General features: G+C 37.1%; 17 protein-coding genes and 1 pseudogene. 11 read left to right on the top strand and 7 right to left on the bottom strand.

Features of this window, described 5'->3' with window-relative positions:
* The first annotated feature begins 32 nt into the window (after positions 1-32).
* The 10 genes from hemE (at position 33) to BLV64_RS01780 (ending at position 8,753) form a co-directional block, all read left to right on the top strand.
* The gene (hemE, locus tag BLV64_RS01735) at positions 33-1,064 is read left to right on the top strand and encodes a uroporphyrinogen decarboxylase (RefSeq protein ID WP_092131600.1); all 1,032 of its coding nucleotides are present in this window, start codon (positions 33-35) and stop codon (positions 1,062-1,064) included.
* Between the two features lie 71 nt (positions 1,065-1,135).
* Positions 1,136-1,918: an EI24 domain-containing protein gene (locus tag BLV64_RS01740; protein WP_092131602.1), complete on the top strand. Its 783-nt coding sequence runs from the start codon at positions 1,136-1,138 to the stop codon at positions 1,916-1,918.
* On the top strand, positions 1,915-2,454 hold the full coding sequence (locus BLV64_RS01745) for a GNAT family N-acetyltransferase (protein WP_092131604.1): 540 nt from the start codon (positions 1,915-1,917) through the stop codon (positions 2,452-2,454). Before BLV64_RS01740 ends, BLV64_RS01745 begins: the two co-directional genes overlap by 4 nt.
* Positions 2,444-3,346 carry an oxygen-dependent coproporphyrinogen oxidase gene (hemF, locus tag BLV64_RS01750; protein WP_092131606.1) on the top strand — a complete coding sequence of 301 codons (903 nt, stop codon included), beginning with the start codon at positions 2,444-2,446 and terminating at the stop codon, positions 3,344-3,346. The genes BLV64_RS01745 and hemF overlap by 11 nt, the downstream gene beginning before the upstream one ends.
* A gap of 29 nt (positions 3,347-3,375) precedes the next feature.
* Positions 3,376-3,750, top strand: coding sequence for a YchJ family protein (locus tag BLV64_RS01755; RefSeq protein ID WP_092131608.1), 375 nt, complete (start codon positions 3,376-3,378; stop codon positions 3,748-3,750).
* Between the two features lie 41 nt (positions 3,751-3,791).
* Positions 3,792-4,784, top strand: a complete 993-nt coding sequence (gene hemB / locus BLV64_RS01760; RefSeq protein WP_092131611.1) for a porphobilinogen synthase — start codon at positions 3,792-3,794, stop codon at positions 4,782-4,784.
* 111 nt (positions 4,785-4,895) lie between these two features.
* Positions 4,896-6,011 (top strand): CNNM domain-containing protein, encoded by a 1,116-nt coding sequence (locus BLV64_RS01765; RefSeq protein ID WP_092131613.1) that lies wholly within the window; start codon positions 4,896-4,898, stop codon positions 6,009-6,011.
* A gap of 10 nt (positions 6,012-6,021) precedes the next feature.
* A complete protein-coding gene (locus BLV64_RS01770; protein ID WP_092131615.1) occupies positions 6,022-6,498 on the top strand; it encodes a methylated-DNA--[protein]-cysteine S-methyltransferase in 477 nt (158 codons plus the stop codon).
* Between the two features lie 348 nt (positions 6,499-6,846).
* Positions 6,847-8,007 carry a serine hydrolase domain-containing protein gene (locus tag BLV64_RS01775; protein ID WP_092131617.1) on the top strand — a complete coding sequence of 387 codons (1,161 nt, stop codon included), beginning with the start codon at positions 6,847-6,849 and terminating at the stop codon, positions 8,005-8,007.
* Positions 8,008-8,039: 32 nt separating this feature from the next.
* Complete coding sequence (locus BLV64_RS01780; RefSeq protein ID WP_092131620.1) at positions 8,040-8,753, top strand: 3'-5' exonuclease; 714 nt, start codon at positions 8,040-8,042, stop codon at positions 8,751-8,753.
* A 225-nt stretch (positions 8,754-8,978) separates the two neighbouring features.
* Here BLV64_RS01780 and BLV64_RS01785 read toward each other — a convergent pair whose 3' ends face one another.
* A complete protein-coding gene (locus tag BLV64_RS01785; protein WP_092131623.1) occupies positions 8,979-11,399 on the bottom strand; it encodes a GEVED domain-containing protein in 2,421 nt (806 codons plus the stop codon).
* A 179-nt stretch (positions 11,400-11,578) separates the two neighbouring features.
* Here BLV64_RS01785 and BLV64_RS01790 point away from each other — a divergent pair, with 179 nt between their 5' ends.
* Positions 11,579-13,270, top strand: a complete 1,692-nt coding sequence (locus BLV64_RS01790) for an ABC transporter ATP-binding protein (protein WP_092131625.1) — start codon at positions 11,579-11,581, stop codon at positions 13,268-13,270.
* Between the two features lie 455 nt (positions 13,271-13,725).
* Here the strand turns inward: BLV64_RS01790 and BLV64_RS01795 are convergent, their stop codons facing one another.
* The 6 genes and pseudogenes from BLV64_RS01795 to BLV64_RS01825 form a co-directional block, all read right to left on the bottom strand.
* On the bottom strand, positions 13,726-14,379 hold the full coding sequence (locus tag BLV64_RS01795) for a 3-oxoacid CoA-transferase subunit B (RefSeq protein ID WP_092131628.1): 654 nt from the start codon (positions 14,377-14,379) through the stop codon (positions 13,726-13,728).
* 102 nt (positions 14,380-14,481) lie between these two features.
* Positions 14,482-15,183: a CoA transferase subunit A gene (locus BLV64_RS01800; protein WP_092131630.1), complete on the bottom strand. Its 702-nt coding sequence runs from the start codon at positions 15,181-15,183 to the stop codon at positions 14,482-14,484.
* Positions 15,184-15,337: 154 nt separating this feature from the next.
* Positions 15,338-15,625, bottom strand: a complete 288-nt coding sequence (locus BLV64_RS01805; protein WP_092131633.1) for a hypothetical protein — start codon at positions 15,623-15,625, stop codon at positions 15,338-15,340.
* 219 nt (positions 15,626-15,844) lie between these two features.
* Positions 15,845-16,479 (bottom strand): annotated as a pseudogene (locus BLV64_RS14855) (DUF6705 family protein).
* Entirely contained in the window at positions 16,472-16,906 is a 435-nt protein-coding gene (locus BLV64_RS01820; protein WP_143034118.1) for a hypothetical protein, read from the bottom strand. Before BLV64_RS01820 ends, BLV64_RS14855 begins: the two are co-directional and overlap by 8 nt.
* A gap of 185 nt (positions 16,907-17,091) precedes the next feature.
* Positions 17,092-17,409 carry a hypothetical protein gene (locus tag BLV64_RS01825; RefSeq protein ID WP_092131644.1) on the bottom strand — a complete coding sequence of 106 codons (318 nt, stop codon included), beginning with the start codon at positions 17,407-17,409 and terminating at the stop codon, positions 17,092-17,094.
* Between the last annotated feature and the right edge of the window lie 337 nt (positions 17,410-17,746).

Consider the following 17,746-nt stretch of genomic DNA (forward strand, 5'->3'; position numbering starts at 1 on the left):
TTAAAAAAGTTCCGCTGTAGCGGAGGGCTATCATGATAAAAAACGATTTATTTTTAAGAGCATTAAAAGGTGAAACAGTAGAGCGTCCGCCAGTATGGATGATGCGTCAAGCCGGTCGCTATTTACCAGAATTTATGGAAATTAAGGCCAAATATGATTTTTTTACACGATGCCAAACGCCAGAACTAGCTAGTGAAATTACCGTGCAGCCTATTCGCCGTTACGGTATGGATGCCGCTATTTTATTTAGTGATATTTTAGTGATCCCTCAAGCGATGAATATTGAAGTGCAAATGAAACCAAACTTTGGTCCGTATTTGCCTAACCCTATTCGCAGCCAGAAAGATGTGGACAATGTTATTGTTCCTGACGTTAAAGAAGCCTTAGACTACGTTTATCAGGCGATAAAAATGACTAAGGAAAAATTAAATGACGATATCCCACTTATTGGATTCGCTGGTTCTCCATGGACTATTTTATGCTACTGTGTGCAAGGTCAAGGAAGCAAAAACTTTGATAAAGCCAAAGAATTTTGTTTTACAAACCCTGTAGCCGCACACCAATTATTACAAAAAATTACAGACACCACAATTGCCTACCTAAAAGAAAAGGTAAAAGCTGGGGTGAACGCTGTTCAGGTATTCGATTCTTGGGGAGGCATGTTATCTCCAGTAGATTATCAAGAATTCTCATGGCAGTATATCCAACAAATAATCGATGCTTTAAAAGAAGAAACACCAGTTATTGCTTTTGGTAAAGGCTGTTGGTTTGCTTTAGATACGATGGCTAAATCTGGTGCTTCAGCATTGGGTGTAGACTGGACTTGTTCGGCACGAAATGCACGTTACTTAACCGGTGGGAATATAACCCTACAAGGGAATTTTGATCCTACGCGATTATTTTCTCCACCTGCAGAGATTAAGAAAATGGTTACTCAAATGATTAACGATTTTGGTAAAGACAAATACATTGTTAACTTGGGTCATGGTATTTTACCAAACATCCCATTAGAAAATGCGAAAGCATTTATCGATGCCGTAAAGGAATATAAAAGTCCGTCGTAGGTTAAATTGACCGCGATGAACTCTCGGCAGTAACCCAAAACAACGCTCTTCCTAAAAGCGTTAAAGAACGTATGAAAACGATTTTTCAAGGCATAAAAGCCTATTCTGGAGCATTAGCTTTAATTTCAAAATTAAAACTTTGGAAATACTTTTTCATACCTATTGGTATTAGCATTTTAACAGCGCTAATTATCGTGTCTTTAGCGTATGGTTTATCGGACGATATTGGTGGGTTTATTGCTAAACTATGGACATGGGAATGGGGAAAAGAAACCTTTACCACCATTTCTAGTTTTATAGGAGGACTTGCCGTAGCGGCATTAGGTTTTATTCTTTACAAACACATTATTATGGCGCTATCGGCGCCATTTATGAGTCCCGTTTCAGAAAAAATTGAAGCCCACGTCCTTGGCGTGAGCAGGCATCAACACCGTAACACCTCTTTTAGCGAGCAACTTTGGCGTGGTATTAAAATAAATCTTAGAAATTTAACCTTAGAAATTTTATTTACCATTCCGATCCTAATCATTGGATTAATACCCGTAGTAGGATTAGTCTCTACGGCTTTACTATTTTTAACGCAATCCTATTATGCCGGATTTGGGAATATGGATTACACTTTAGAGCGCCATTTAAATTACCGAGACAGTATCTCTTTTGTAAAAGCGAATAAAGGTATGGCTATAGGAAATGGAATTGTTTTTATGTTGTTTTTACTCATTCCCGTTATCGGGATCATATTAGTTTTACCGCTTTCGGTAACTGCGGCCTCACTAAAAACAGTAGAACTCCTAAAGCAAGAGGACCAACTGGTGTCAACGCGTAATCTAACGCCTCAAAAAATAATACAATGATAGCTGTTTTTGACGATTACCACATTGATAGAATTGAAGCCTACGATGCCCCACAAATACATCATTTATTAGCTTCAAACTACGAGCATTTTGAAACTTATTTCCCTAAAACACTAGCCGAAAACTTAACCGAAGAACTTTCGGAGGCCTTTGTAAAGAAAAAAATAGACGCTTTTAATAATCAGGAAGAGTTTTTATTTACCATAAAGAAAACGATTACTGGCGCTATTGTAGGACTCGTTTTTATTAAAGATTTAGATTGGACAATTCAAAAAGGTGAGTTTGGCTATGGTATCGCTAAAGATTTTCAAAATAAAGGCATTGCCAGCAAGGCCATTCAAAATCTTACTGCATACGCATTTAAAACATTAAATTTAAAAATCCTAATCGCCATTATTTACAAAGATAATAGCGCGAGTATAAAAGTTGTGGAACATTCAGGGTTTACTTGGACTAGAACCCTAGAAAAAGAATTTAAACCCAACAACCAATCTCCATTAGATATGGAGTTATATACCTTACATCATGAAAGATAAATTTTTTAATTACATACACGAATTACAAGATCAAATAACTGCTGCCTTAGAACACGTGGATGGCAAAGCCACTTTTCAAGAGGATATTTGGGAGCGCCCAGAAGGTGGCGGCGGGAGAACCCGAGTTATTGAAAACGGTCGTGTTTTTGAAAAAGGAGGAGTAAATATATCTGGAGTACACGGTAAACTACCCGATTCCATGCAAAAATACTTTGGCGTTGAAGATGCCGATTTTTTTGCTTGTGGTCTTAGTTTAGTATTACACCCTAAAAACCCTATGGTTCCGACAGTACACGCCAATTGGCGCTACTTTGAAATGTACGATAAAAGTGGAAAAATTGTTGATCAGTGGTTTGGTGGCGGACAAGATTTAACGCCATACTATTTATTTGAAGACGATGCCACACATTTTCATCACATTTGTAAAACGGCCTGCGATGCGCATAACCCAGAGTTTTATCCTAAATATAAAGCGCGCTGTGATGAGTATTTTTACAATAGCCACAGAAATGAAGGCCGAGGTATAGGAGGTCTATTCTTCGATTATTGTAAGACAACTAAGAGCATGACCATGGAAAAATGGTACGATTTTGTAACAGAAGTGGGAGATAGTTTTATTGAAGCTTATGTGCCGATTGTAGAAAAAAGAAAAGATTTACCATATACCAGCGCCCAGCGTACATGGCAAGAAATTAGACGTGGTCGCTATGTAGAGTTTAATTTAGTTCATGATAAAGGAACGCTTTTCGGACTAAAAACAAACGGAAGAATAGAAAGTATTCTAATGAGCTTACCACCTCATGTGCAATGGGTTTACGACCACACTCCAGAACCTGGTAGTGAGGAAGAGAAACTTGTAAGCGTATTGCAACAGCCTAAAGAATGGGTATAAGTCTAGTATTCACAGATAAAAATTAAATAATGAATTGCTACTGCGGAAGTCATAAATCTTACGACTCGTGCTGTAAAGTCTTTCATCTCAATGGCGGACAAACAGAAACTGCCGAACAATTGATGCGTTCGCGCTATAGTGCTTTTGTTCGTGCTGATGGCGATTACCTGATGCAAACACATCACAAAAGAACCCGGCCAATTAAAGAAAAACAGGCCATTGTTAACTGGGCGAAATCAGTACTCTGGCAGCGTCTAGAAATTTTAGAGTCCACCGAAGACACCGTAAAATTCAATGCTTTTTTTTCAGAACATGGTGAAGCGGATTGTATTCATGAAAACTCAAAATTCGTAAAAGAAAACAACAAGTGGTATTACTTAGGGTATGCCGAAAACAACAATTAAATAGTCAGCAAAATCCATTTTTGCTAATAAAACATCATATTATGTATCCAATAAAAAGAAACAGACGATTAAGAGCTAACGCAGCCATAAGAGGTTTAGTAAGAGAAACCATAATCTCCCCTAATGATTTCCTTGTCCCACTATTTGTAACAGAAGGAAAAGGAGTAAAAGATGAGATTCCTTCTATGCCTAACTACTTTCGCTATAGCTTAGACACCTTAGAACAGGAAGTTAAAGAGCTGTGGAAGTTAGGCTTAAAATCGGTACTATTATTTGCTAAAGTTCCCGATCATTTAAAAGACAATAAAGGTACTGAAGCGACTAATCCTGACGGATTAATGCAACGTGCCGTTAAGGCCGTTAAAAACGCTTGTCCGGAGATGCTAGTCATGACCGATGTCGCTTTAGACCCTTATTCTTCTTATGGTCACGATGGTATTATCGAAAACGGCAAGGTGTTAAACGATGCATCGGTAGAGGTTTTAGCAGAAATGAGTCTGTCACACATCGAAGCCGGAGCAAATTTCGTAGCACCAAGTGATATGATGGACGGCCGTATTTTGGCTATTCGTGAACTGCTAGAAGACGAAGGCCATGTTGATGCGGGAATAATGAGTTATTCGGCAAAATACGCCTCGGCTTTCTACGGCCCGTTTCGAGATGCTTTAGACTCTGCGCCTGCCGATCTTAAAGATGTGCCTAAAGACAAAAAAACATACCAAATGGATTTTGCTAACCGCTTTGAAGCCTTAAGAGAAACAGAAATGGATATAGACGAAGGTGCCGATATAGTTATGGTAAAACCAGGACTATGCTATTTAGATATCGTACGCGAAATTAAAAATGAAGTCGATGTCCCTGTTGCAGTTTACCAGGTATCTGGAGAATATTCAATGCTAAAAGCAGCAGCCGAAAAAGGATGGTTAGACCACGATGCCGTAATGCTAGAACAAATTACAGCTATTAAACGTGCCGGAGCAGATATTATCGCAAGTTATTTTGCGAAAGATGTTGTTAAACTCTTAAATAAATAAGCCCAAGAGGCATTTATTATTTAAGATAATTTTACAAATCAAATTAAATAATTTTTGTACTTTCAACACTTTTCAACTACTAACCAATAGATTAAATATATTTAATAGCTCATGAGCTTACTTTTTCTTTACGCCTTTGTTTCCATCTTCTTTTCGTTTCTCTGTTCCATACTCGAAGCGGTGTTATTAAGTGTGACCTCAACTTATATATCAGTAAAAAAGAAAGAGGGTAAAAGCTATGCTGATGATTTAGAAGTATTAAAAAAGGATGTCGACAGACCACTAATTGCTATTCTAACCTTAAATACCATAGCGCATACTGTAGGTGCTATTTTGGTTGGTGTGCAAGCAAAAGTCGCTTACGAAGAGTTATATGGTAGCCAAACAACTACGGTTTTTGGTGTGTCATTTACCGAAGAGGTAATGGTAGGTGTTGTTTCGACTATTATGACCATTTTAATCTTAGTCGCTTCAGAAATTATACCAAAAACAATTGGAGCTACCTATTGGAAATCATTAACCAATTTCACGACAAAAACATTAAATATTTTAATTTTCCCATTAAAATACACAGGTATTTTATGGCTGCTGCAATTAACCACCAAACTTATTGGTGGTAAAGGTCATGGCAGTGTATTAAGTCGTGAAGGCTTTATGGTAATGACCGAAATGGCTCATGAGGAAGGGGTGTTTTTAGAAAATGAAAGTACTATTATTAAAAACTTACTAACCTTTAAAGATGTCCTTGCTAAAGATGTCATGACACCGAGAACGGTGATTAAAACAGAAGATGAAAACACGACTGTAGAAGCATTTTTTAATAAAAACACAACCCTACGCTATTCTAGAATCCCTATCTATTCTGAAAATGAAGATAATATTATCGGAATGGTCCTAAAGGCCGAAATATTTAAGGAAATGGCCCTAGGAAACGGCTCTAAAAAGATTGGGGACCTCATGCGAAATATTATCATCGTCTCTCGAAATATCCCCATTCCAAAACTGTTAGATAAATTACTAGAATCTAAAAATCATTTAGCATTAGTGGTAGACGAATACGGTACGGTTAGCGGATTAGTTACTATGGAAGATGTTATTGAAACACTATTAGGACTAGAAATAATGGACGAAAGCGATAAAGTATCTGATTTACAATTGCAAGCCCGAAAAAATTGGGAGTCACGAGCAAAAAAATTAGGGGTTATCGATAATGAAGACATAGAATAACCCCCTTACTTTGGAAGACACCTGTTATATTAATTCCCCTTTAGGCGTAACTAAAATAACAGGTGGCTCTCATGGTATTTCCTCGATTTCTGTACTAAACACCCCAGAAATCCCCTCCTTAAATATTCCCGAATCCTTACAAGACTGTGTGCACCAACTTGAAGCCTATTTTCAAGGCGAGCGCCAAGAATTTAATCTGAAGCTCCACCCTAAGGGTACCGACTTTCAGCAACGTGTTTGGGCTTTATTACAAACCATTCCCTACGGAAAAACCCTGTCGTATTTAGAACTTTCAAAACAATTGGGAGACGTTAAAGCCATACGTGCAGTCGCCAATGCCAATGGGAAAAATCCGCTATGGATTGTAATACCCTGCCACCGCGTTATTGGTAGTGACGGCAGCTTAACCGGTTATGCTGGCGGATTACACAGAAAACAATGGCTACTCGAACACGAAAGTCCGTACCACCAAGAACGCCTATTTTAAAATGCATACCACAGTAAGTGCCCTGCCTTGTTAGCAGTACTCCCCTATACCCCTACTTTATTTGTTGTTACCACATTATTATAACACACTCGTCATACACAATCCATACACTATCCATACATTATCTATACTGTAACTATGGAGTAACTATTGGGTAGCCAAGTAGTCGATTTTAGGCATTTGGTATTACTACGAGATATATAATAGCACTTAGGGTGTTCCGGTTTTTTTAAACCGTCGCGCTTTACGCTATATCTTTTCTTTTTGTTGAAAAAAAAGAAAAGGATGCCGCTGCAATCGCTAACACATAATTTTAGTATATTTAATATTCTAAACTAATCATTAAGCATGAAACTCATTAAAAACCTACTTAAGGGCATCCTTATTCTTTTCGCCTTATTAATTGCAACGCTATACCTAACAGATACCGATTACCTTCTAAAGGCAGTCCGTACAATATATATGCAAGGTTATACCACAGCTTTTTTAGACGACTACCATAAATTCGACAATCGCGTTGTAAAAAACGGCACACCACAACCGTGGCCTAACCATGCCGACTATAATCGTGCTAAAGAAACAGAACGCTTAAACAAAGCCAATAAAGACTGGGGGACTATCGCTTATGTGATTATTAAAAACGATAGCATCTGGTTTGAAAATTATTATGATGGCTACAATAAAGATTCAAAAACCAACTCATTTTCTATGGCCAAAAGTTATGTTTCTGGTTTAATGGGTAAAGCGATAATGGAAGGCTATATTAAAAGTTTAGATCAGCCAGTTTGTGATTTTATCCCGGAATTTTGCGAGGGTAAAGCGGCAAAAATGACCGTTGGCGACTTATCGCGTATGAGTTCGGGTACCAATTGGGATGAAGCCTACTACTCACCGCTTTCTATTACTACCCGTGCTTACTTTGACGACGATTTAGAAAAAGTAATACTAGGCTTAAAAATGGATAAGGAACCAGGAACAGCATTTAAATATGCTAGTGGCGATACGCAAATGCTAGCCATGGTAATTGAAAAGGCAACCGGTAAAAAATTATATGATTATTTAACCGAGAGCTTTTGGAAACCTCTAGGTAGTGAAAACGAAACCCTTTGGCAAGTGGATAGCGACGACCATGATTTGGTAAAAGCCTACTGCTGCATTGCCAGTAATGCCAAAGATTTTGCGCGTTTTGGTAAACTATATAAAGACCACGGAAAATGGAATGGCAAGCAAGTATTAGATTCTACATTTGTAGCGAAATCTATACAACCTGTGTTTCCTTCAAGCCCAGAATATGGCTACGGATGGTGGCTAAAAAACCATAATGAAAAACACTTTTTTATGATGCGTGGACATTTAGGACAGTATGTTATAGTTCAACCAGAAGACAATGTAATTATTGTTCGTTTAGGGCACCAAAAATCTCCAGATCAAGGCACCACAACCTTTACCGAAGACATTTCAGTATATATCGACGAGGCCTACCAGATGCTTAATGCAAACGGACAATAGGCAGGACACACTAATTAAAATTTGGAAGGGGTATGATCAGCAAACTTAATCTCGAAAACATTTTATTTCTAGATATAGAAACGGTTCCAGAAACGCAATACTTTTCGGATCTTGATGCTACCAAACAGGAATTATGGGAGGCCAAATCTAAATACCAAAGAAAAGAAGATTTTAGTGCCGAGGCCTTTTATGACCGGGCAGGTATTTGGGCGGAGTTCGGAAAAATCATTTGTATTTCGGTAGGGTATTTCACCTTTAAAGAGGAGACACGAACCTTTAGAACCACCTCCTTTTATGGCGAAGAACCTCAACTTCTAAAAGCCTTTAAAAGCTTACTCTTATCGCATTTTAGTTCGACGAAACATCTGCTTTGCGCCCATAACGGAAAAGAATTCGACTTTCCCTATATCGCAAGACGTATGATAATTCACAATATCGAATTGCCCTATAAACTCAATTTGTTTGGCAAAAAACCATGGGAAGTCCCGCATTTAGACACCTTAGAACTATGGAAATTTGGGGATTATAAAACCTACACCTCTTTAAAACTATTAACCAATGTACTAGGTATTCCCTCTCCCAAAGATGATATTGATGGTAGCGAAGTCTATAAAGTCTATTACGAAACTAACGACATACAACGCATAGTAAACTATTGCGAAAAGGATACGATAGCCGTTGCTCAAATCTTTTTAAGACTCCGTGGTGAGGCTATTTTAAAGGATGAGGAAATTATTCATATCTAGGTTTCATAAGGTAATTAAGACCTGTTTTAACAGGTTTAATTACGCTTTCATTAACGCAATTCACCACCAGGCTGCGGTGTGTTAAAATCACTAGTGTTAACACAAGTCAAAGAACCGATTAGCAGATGAGCTTCAGCTCTAAAAAAACAGATAAAAAAAAAGCCCAAACTTACGTTTGGGCTTTTCTATGTTCTGGTTACTCTAATGCACATACAGCGTGTGTGCCTATTGCTTAATAAATTTTCGCGTTTCTAATTTATTATCTATACTAAACTGTATCATATACAAGCCAGCTTCTAGATGACTCACGTTAATACCATGCGTATAATCGCTTCCTTTTCCAACTTGCTGACCCAACATATTAACAATGGTAAACGGTACGTTTTTAATATTAGATTTTACAAATAACATACTACCTTTTACTGGGTTAGGGTAAATTGCTATCTCAACACCTAGGTGTGAAACAAACGCTTCGGCTGCGACTCTTGCAGTCCCACAAGGCCCAAGGTTGGTCCACCCAGAAGATGTACGCTCATATAAAGATCCATTATAAGTGACTTGCTCTCCTACAGCGTACGACTGACTGCTATTGTAAGCAGCGACACCATCACATTTATCGGTCGATGGCGTACCATTCGTTACTGAAATAGCATCAACAGCCATATCCCCTTGCCATGTGGTTCCTGTAGTTCCATCAAATCTTAATTTAACCGTACTACCAGCATACGACGATAAGTCTACTGTTGCCGATTGCCAAGCATTTCCTTGATTTCCTGATTGTGTCCAAACTGTTGTCCAACTGGTTCCATTATTTGTGCTAACAGCCACTTTTAAATTCCCCATTGCCGAGGTACCATACATATGATACTTAAAGTTAAAGACGCCTTGAGAAAGTCCTGTTAAATCAAAACACGGTGATTCTAACAAGGCCCTTTTTGTAGAATAGTTTGGAGAAGACGATTCCATAAATACATATTGCGCCCCTTCAGTTGCACTTGAAGGTCCAGTATTACTAGAAGGCGTTGCTCCTGAGTTACGTGTCCAATCAAAATCATCGCCCGAACCTTGAGTCCACGCTCCAAAGCCACTTTCGAATCCTTCGTTATAAGGAAATGAAGATACAGCTCCAGTGCACCCTGTTGGCGGATTTGTAGTTCCCGTAGTAATATTTACAGTATAATCTTCCACTTCACCATAAGAAAAAGCTTCACAAGAAGTTGGAATCCCATTATATTTCATAGCTACACGTAAACGCGTTTCGCCATTTAATGCTCCCGCAGGCACAGTAAAACTTCCGCTAACTGGAGAAGTTGTCGATGCCGCTTTAGAAAAAATTTGCTCTCCAGAATCGGTAAAATCACCATCGTTGTTGTAATCTATCCATGCTGCATACCCTTCAGAATAGGTCGACCCTGTCCATGTTGGTGTTACTGTAATGGTGTAAGCAGTTCCCTTCGATAGGTCTGATGAAAGAGACGTAAAATCGGAATACGATTGCGCTCCCGATGTGTTATTAATACTTCCTACTTGCACACGACTAATGTATTCGTCGCTCACACTATTACTTTGTGATGCGCAATATTGGGTTCCTGTCTGACATGGAGAACATGACGAACCACCACAATCAACACCGGTTTCAGTACCATTTTGAATACCGTCGGTACAGGTTGGCTGTGCTGCTGCACCACATTTATCTGAAGCTGCTAATGCTGCTCTAGGACCTCCGTTTAATAAAGAGGCGCGCATTCTATTTTTCTGCCCAACAGTAAATAAGTTCATACACGAGTCATTGGTATAATCCATATAATTTTGTACCATATCGGTAGAATTACAAGACACTTGCCCTGTAGGACATCCCCCATTAGAGGTTTGATGCGTTGGTGTATCGCTAACAAAATCATTACCACAATTACTATCACCCCAAATATGACGCAGATTTAAAAAGTGTCCCACTTCGTGAGTCGTTGTTCGGCCTTCATCGAAAGGAGCCGATAAATAAAAGCCAGATCCTTCATTTTTAGATCCAAAATATTGAGGTCCCATCACCACACCATCGGTAGCAGCACTACCACCAGGGAATTGCGCATAACCAAGGATTCCTCCGCCTATATTACACACCCACATATTAAGATATTGTGAAGTATCCCACGGATTTACTCCACCCTGTGACGCTTTTTTCATCGCATCATTAGTACCCCATGACGTTTTGGTAGATGATTTTCTTGTAATCCCATTTGTTGCATTACCATTAGGATCTACTGTAGCCATACAAAATTGGATTTGCGTATCGGCAGCCTGAGACCAAGTATTATCAGCATCGGCATTAAGTCTTCTAAAATCATCATTTAAGACTTGTATTTGAGATAAAATTTGAGCCTCACTAATATTTTCATTAGCATTGCTATAAATAACATGTACAACCACTGGAATAGTAATAATATCACCTACTATTTTGTTATTAGAAGATTCCATTTGCGCTACTTTTGCTTGCGTAAAGGCCTCTATATCATTCATTCTAGATTCTAATTTCGGATCTAATTGTTTTCTGTATTCTAGATTCTCCATAGTTTCACAACGACGGTCTTGAGAAAACGCAGCGAAGGAAAATATAAAACATAGAATTGATAAAGTAATGTTCTGTTTCATGGTTTTTATTTAAAGTTTTTACTTAAAAAGTATTAATAATGCAACGAAAGTATTAAAAGTGATGCGTTAAACGTATTTAACTTTCGGTTTTTCGATTAAATACATACAAAATAAAATTGTTCGGTTTTGTTTACGGATTTTACCGTAATTTTATAATCTTATAACTTTGGTCCTATAATATGTCTAAAACAAATCTACTTACTGTTAAAGATTTATCTATTTCATTCGTTTCCGATGGCACAACGAATGCCATTATTCATTCCATATCCTATCATTTAGAACCCAATGAAATTTTAGGTATTGTGGGCGAGTCAGGTTCCGGAAAATCGGTTTCGTCTTTAGCTATTTTAGGCTTACTCCCAAAAAAAATTTCTAAAATCACTTCGGGAAGCATATTATACGATACTAAAGACCTTACTCAACTCTCATCGAAAGCATTTCAGCAGATACGTGGAAAAAAAATAGCCATGATTTTTCAAGAACCTATGAGCTCTTTAAACCCATCAATGCGTTGTGGGTCTCAAGTCGAAGAGGTCCTTAAACAGCATACGTCTCTATCTAAAAAAGCTATTAAAGCAGAAACACTATCACTTTTTGAAAAGGTAAAACTACCGGACCCAAACCGCGTGTATAACGCCTATCCGCACGAAATTTCTGGCGGACAAAAGCAACGTGTTATGATTGCTATGGCTATTGCCTGCAAACCCGAAATACTTATTGCCGACGAGCCTACGACAGCCTTGGATGTTACCGTACAAAAAGATATTATAGCCCTGCTTAAAGAGTTGCAAACCGAAAACAACATGAGTGTAATTTTTATTACTCATGATTTGGCATTGATTTCTGAAATTGCCGATCGCGTTTTAGTCATGTATAAAGGTGAAATTGTAGAACAAAATACCGTAGAACACATTTTTAATACGCCAGCACACGATTATACCAAGGCCCTTATTAACTCTAGACCTTCATTAAACGTGCGCCTTAAAACATTACCTACTATAAGCGACGTAATGAATGCTACAGTATCTACAGTGGAGCTTACACCGCAAATGCGAGCAGATAACCACAAGATCCTCTATAACAAACCCCCATTACTAGAAGTTAAAAACGTAGAAAAAGAATACATATCAACTTCCGGGTGGTTTACTAAACCCACACACTTTAAAGCTGTCGATGCCGTGAGTTTTAATATCTATGAAGGAGAAACTCTAGGCTTAGTAGGAGAATCTGGTTGTGGGAAATCGACTTTAGGAAACACCATATTACAATTGGATAAAGCAACCGCAGGTCGTATTTTATATCAAGGTGTGGACATAACTAAATTAAGCGCCTCCGAAACGAAGGCCTTAAGAAAAGATATTCAAATTATTTTTCAAGATCCCTATTCGTCATTAAACCCGAGAATTCCTGTTGGTAAGGCCATTATGGAACCTATGAAGGTACATGGGTTGTACAAAAATGATGCTGAGCGCAAAGAAAAAACAATTGCTATTTTAGAGCGTGTAGGCTTATCTGAAGCCTATTTTAATCGCTATCCACATGAGTTTTCTGGCGGACAGCGTCAGCGTATTGGAATCGCTCGTACGATTGCTTTACAACCTAAACTTATAGTCTGTGACGAAAGCGTATCGGCCTTAGATATTTCTGTACAGGCACAAGTACTAAACTTACTAAATGAACTTAAAGAGAAATTTAATTTCACCTATCTCTTTATCTCTCATGATCTTGCAGTCGTTAAATACATGTCAGATCAATTATTGGTAATGAATGCCGGTAAAATAGAAGAATTGGATGATGCAGACGTTATTTACAACACGCCAAAAAAAGCGTATACCAAAAAATTAATTAACGCGATTCCAAAAGGACTTTGAATGGTGAATGGTGAGTTTGTTCGCGAGCTTGCCATTTGATGTGTTTATCGGTAATAAAAAACATACTTCACAGCAACAATTAAAGGATTACATACGTGTTAGGTAGAAAGCCTGTTTAAGATCGCGCATAGACGGTGATAGAAAATAAAGAGGTGTTAAAAAAACAGCAGTAAACTTTAGCTGTTTATAACATACACACTTTTTTAACTAAAAAAAACACACCTTTCGAAAACGAAATGGTGTGTTTTATATTATTTATTATTCTGTTTCGCATAGTAAGGTGTTCCGGTAAATTTGGTTTATTTAATACAATAGATTTGGAGTCCACAATATAAAACTCTTAACGAAATACTTCAGCTTAAAGGCGTTTAATTTCGATAAAATACACGAAATTTTAACATTTAACACTATTTTGTGATACTATTCGTACTAAAACACTTAAATCTTAACACTTACTAAATAGTCATTTCAGGAATATCTCCATCAATAGTAAGTTGCCCTTCGGTTGCTTTTACAATCTCTTCAACCGAAACTCCAGGAGCGCGTTCTAATAACTTAAAGCCTTTATCGGTGACTTCAATAACCGCTAGATTGGTAACTATTTTCTTTACACAACCCACACCGGTTAATGGTAATGAGCAACGTTTTAAAAGCTTAGACTCCCCGGCACGATTGGTATGCATCATAGCAACAATAATATTTTCGGCACTGGCTACTAAATCCATAGCGCCCCCCATTCCTTTGACCATTTTTCCTGGAATCTTCCAGTTGGCGATGTCTCCGTTTTCAGCCACTTCCATGGCACCTAAAATAGTTAGGTGCACGTGTTGACCACGAATCATAGAAAAACTCATTGCAGAGTCAAAGAAACTCGCTCCCGGTAAGGTAGTAATGGTTTGCTTACCGGCGTTAATAATATCGGCATCCTCTTCTCCTTCGAACGGAAAAGGTCCCATACCAAGCACGCCATTTTCACTTTGAAATTCTACTTCTATATCGTCGCGCACATAATTAGCTACTAAGGTTGGGATACCAATCCCCAAGTTTACGTAGTAACCATCTTGTACTTCTTTTGCAATGCGTTTTGCAATTCCTATTTTATCTAACATACTGTTTTAATTTAATGTGATTATTTTCACTACTAGCCTGTATATAATACCACGTTACAAACGCTAGTATTACTGTTATGGCTAGTCGCGATCAAAGAGGTGTTACTCGCGTACACGAACGGTACGTTGCTCGATACGTTTTTCATAATCTTTACCTTGAAAAATACGTTGCACAAAAATACCTGGTATATGTATTTGGTTTGGGTCCAAGGTTCCTGCTGGCACCAATTCTTCTACTTCTGCAACTGTAATAGTTGCGGCGCCACACATTACCGGATTAAAATTTCGCGCTGTACCCTTAAAAATTAGGTTTCCAGCGTCGTCACCTTTCCATGCTTTTACAAAAGCGAAATCGGCTTTAAAAGCGTGCTCTAACACATACATTTTACCATCAAACTCACGCACTTCCTTACCTTCGGCCACTTCGGTACCATAACCAGCAGGCGTAAAAATAGCAGGAAAACCAGCTTGGGCCGCACGACAACGCTCGGCAAGAGTGCCTTGCGGAATAAGCTCTACGTCTAATTCTCCAGATAGCATTTGTCTTTCGAACTCGTCATTTTCACCGACGTAAGACGATACCATTTTTTTTATTTGACGCTTTTTTAATAATAAGCCCAGACCAAAATCGTCCACACCAGCATTATTAGAAATACAGGTTAACTCTTTAATATTACTATCTACCAGGGCTTTAATGGCATTCTCAGGAATACCCGACAAACCGAAACCACCCAACATAAACGTCATGTTATCCGAAATGCCTTCTGTCGCTTCTTTAACTGAATTTACTTTTTTATTAATCATACTTAAGTTGTCTTTTGAGGCTTAAAATTAAGGAATTTAAATCTCAGAATCACTTTTTGTGCAAATTTTTGCGAAAAAGCAAAAAACAGGCCTTGCACTATATCTTTTGCCAAACGCAAAAGGATGCCGCTACACTCCTTTTTTCAGCTTGTAATTACAATTTATAAGCAATTTTAATGAGGATGACTCGAGGTAGAATAAAAGTCTTACTATCAGAAGTTACAAAAGAAGTAGCACTGTTACTATGTTTATAGGGCGTATTAAAAAGATTAGTACCACTAATTTCAAAACCCACGGACTTTCGCTTAACTGATGAAATTTGGATACCTGCCTGATTGTCCAAACAATCCACATCATCTTTTTGGCAACTAGATAACACCAATGTAACCCCGAAGAGCAACATTACTAGTTTTAAATACTGTTTACATTTTCTTTTTTTCATTCCTTTGGTTGGTTTTAAAAATTAGTGATTTTAACTATTAAAAACCAAGTGTATAATAATAACAATCTCACAATACCTTTTTGTACCATTCATCGAAAACTACAATTTATTTGCACTTTTCGTTACGGTAAAAACCGTAATTGGAGTGAAAACGCAAATTTTGCACACAAAAAAAAGCCACTACTTGCGTAATGGCTTTTATAGCTATATTACACTTCATTACCTGATTAACATACATCTACCAAAAGGCAAGTTAGGCTCTTGTGGTGCAACAAATGGAATTATAGAAGACCCTTTTTTAGCAAAATCTATTTGAATTTTATCGGCAACACCAAATTCACTGATGTGACGAAGCCCCATATACATTGTTTCTACGAGATAACTTAAATTCGGGTTGGGATCTTCAAAATAAATTCTTACACGTTTTTCTAAAAGACTAGAATTGGAACAGCCAGGGAATTCTTTTTTTAAAATAGTATAATTCCCTAATAAACTGTGGTCGTATACACTATCTAAATCGTCTGTGTTATCAAAATTTATTAGCGTATTAACTTTTTGAACTCCATTTTCAATATATTTATATTCTCCTACTAATAAATCCTCATACCAATCATCATTATACACTTGCTCCTTTTATTCAAACTTGATATTAAAGAAGTATTACCATTGGTATAAAGCCAAGTACCCACGAATTTATCTAAGTCGTAATTAATATCTTTTAAATAGGAATCTGTAATTATTTCTGCATTCTTATCATGGATACTTATTATTGGATTTTGCGCCTTACAAGCAAATGTTATTCCTAATAAGGCAATTAAAATTATATTTCTCATTTTTATTGTTTTATTATTCATCACAAGGTTTTTTATCTATACTACTGTTTGCTGTGTCCCCATTTACTAAAATTAATTCCTCACAACCTACAGGCTCTCCATTATTTTCTATAGTCTTAAATAATGATATACCTAAATCATATTTAATATTTATATGCTTTAAGATTATTTTCTGGTAATCTTCAGCAGTTCCATTAGGATTAGAAAAATCACCAGTTTTTCTTCTATATTCCAGATCCAAAAGAGTCATAAATCTCTTTTTTTTCTTTTTATCAGACCAAATAGAGTTTAAATGTTGCAGTTTAGTTAAATCTTTTATTTTTATCGCATAAGTGCCTTGATAAGTTACTATTAAACGGACAAATAAAGAACTGTTTAGTAGACTACTTGGATTGCTGTATATTTCTGTAAATCCTAACAAATCCTTTATGTCTTTATGAGAAAACATAGGTTCGTAGTCACTATCTAAATTTAGATGTGTATTATCCAAATGTAAATGCAATCCACCGTAAACAGATAGAACTTTTATATAATTACAATAACCTTCTCCTGTATTGCTAGAGCTAACTTTAGCAAGTAATTGGTCTAAATTAGAATTATGTCTAAAAGTATAACCTTCTTCACTGTCTTCGTCTAAATTATTTTCTGAATCTGCGATTGCTTCTTTAAGAGTTTATAAGGAGCAGGAACAGAGCCGGGTTCTATATCTAATAATTCTTGTAATTCCTCTGGACAATCATCACCTCTACAAGGTGTTGGTGAAATAGTAAAAGTTCCATTATTGAAAGCACCATCATTATTTGTTTTACCAATTGCTCTTGTTCCAGTACTAGAGCCACCAGGAGAACCACTACCACTCAATTGTCCATCTATAGAATCGAAATCGTAACTAGCACCAACAACAAAAGAAGTAGAACCTCCACACATACCACCAATATCTTCATTATACACACTTTCGTGTTGATGTGAAAAACCACCTTGACAAGCAATTGTTGAGTAATCAAAAGCAAGACAATTTCCCGGAGTTGGAGCAGCAGCTTTACTAAAAATATCATTGATTAAAATATCATCATCAATAATAAAACTTAAAACCCTATCTGTTAAATCAACAAATAATCCATCTTCTATGGTTTATTTTTTTGAACAGTAGTTAAGTATTTAAATAATATACTATTATATGCTCCGTCATCTTTCAATGATAAAACTAGATTTTCTAACGTATCGTTTTCAATTTCTTCCACATTTATAATGAAAACAGCTACATCTTCTTCCCAACTATCCTCTTTCT

Source organism: Bizionia paragorgiae, from assembly GCF_900107625.1.
GTDB lineage: Bacteria > Bacteroidota > Bacteroidia > Flavobacteriales > Flavobacteriaceae > Bizionia > Bizionia paragorgiae.

Coding starts and splice junctions, on each gene's coding strand:
- hemE (WP_092131600.1), top strand. CDS start 33: ATGATAAAAAACGATTTATTTTTAAGAGCATTAAAAGGTGAAACAGTA.
- BLV64_RS01740 (WP_092131602.1), top strand. CDS start 1,136: ATGAAAACGATTTTTCAAGGCATAAAAGCCTATTCTGGAGCATTAGCT.
- BLV64_RS01745 (WP_092131604.1), top strand. CDS start 1,915: ATGATAGCTGTTTTTGACGATTACCACATTGATAGAATTGAAGCCTAC.
- hemF (WP_092131606.1), top strand. CDS start 2,444: ATGAAAGATAAATTTTTTAATTACATACACGAATTACAAGATCAAATA.
- BLV64_RS01755 (WP_092131608.1), top strand. CDS start 3,376: ATGAATTGCTACTGCGGAAGTCATAAATCTTACGACTCGTGCTGTAAA.
- hemB (WP_092131611.1), top strand. CDS start 3,792: ATGTATCCAATAAAAAGAAACAGACGATTAAGAGCTAACGCAGCCATA.
- BLV64_RS01765 (WP_092131613.1), top strand. CDS start 4,896: ATGAGCTTACTTTTTCTTTACGCCTTTGTTTCCATCTTCTTTTCGTTT.
- BLV64_RS01775 (WP_092131617.1), top strand. CDS start 6,847: ATGAAACTCATTAAAAACCTACTTAAGGGCATCCTTATTCTTTTCGCC.
- BLV64_RS01780 (WP_092131620.1), top strand. CDS start 8,040: ATGATCAGCAAACTTAATCTCGAAAACATTTTATTTCTAGATATAGAA.
- BLV64_RS01785 (WP_092131623.1), bottom strand. CDS start 11,399: ATGAAACAGAACATTACTTTATCAATTCTATGTTTTATATTTTCCTTC.
- BLV64_RS01790 (WP_092131625.1), top strand. CDS start 11,579: ATGTCTAAAACAAATCTACTTACTGTTAAAGATTTATCTATTTCATTC.
- BLV64_RS01795 (WP_092131628.1), bottom strand. CDS start 14,379: ATGTTAGATAAAATAGGAATTGCAAAACGCATTGCAAAAGAAGTACAA.
- BLV64_RS01800 (WP_092131630.1), bottom strand. CDS start 15,183: ATGATTAATAAAAAAGTAAATTCAGTTAAAGAAGCGACAGAAGGCATT.
- BLV64_RS01805 (WP_092131633.1), bottom strand. CDS start 15,625: ATGAAAAAAAGAAAATGTAAACAGTATTTAAAACTAGTAATGTTGCTC.
- BLV64_RS01820 (WP_143034118.1), bottom strand. CDS start 16,906: ATGTTTTCTCATAAAGACATAAAGGATTTGTTAGGATTTACAGAAATA.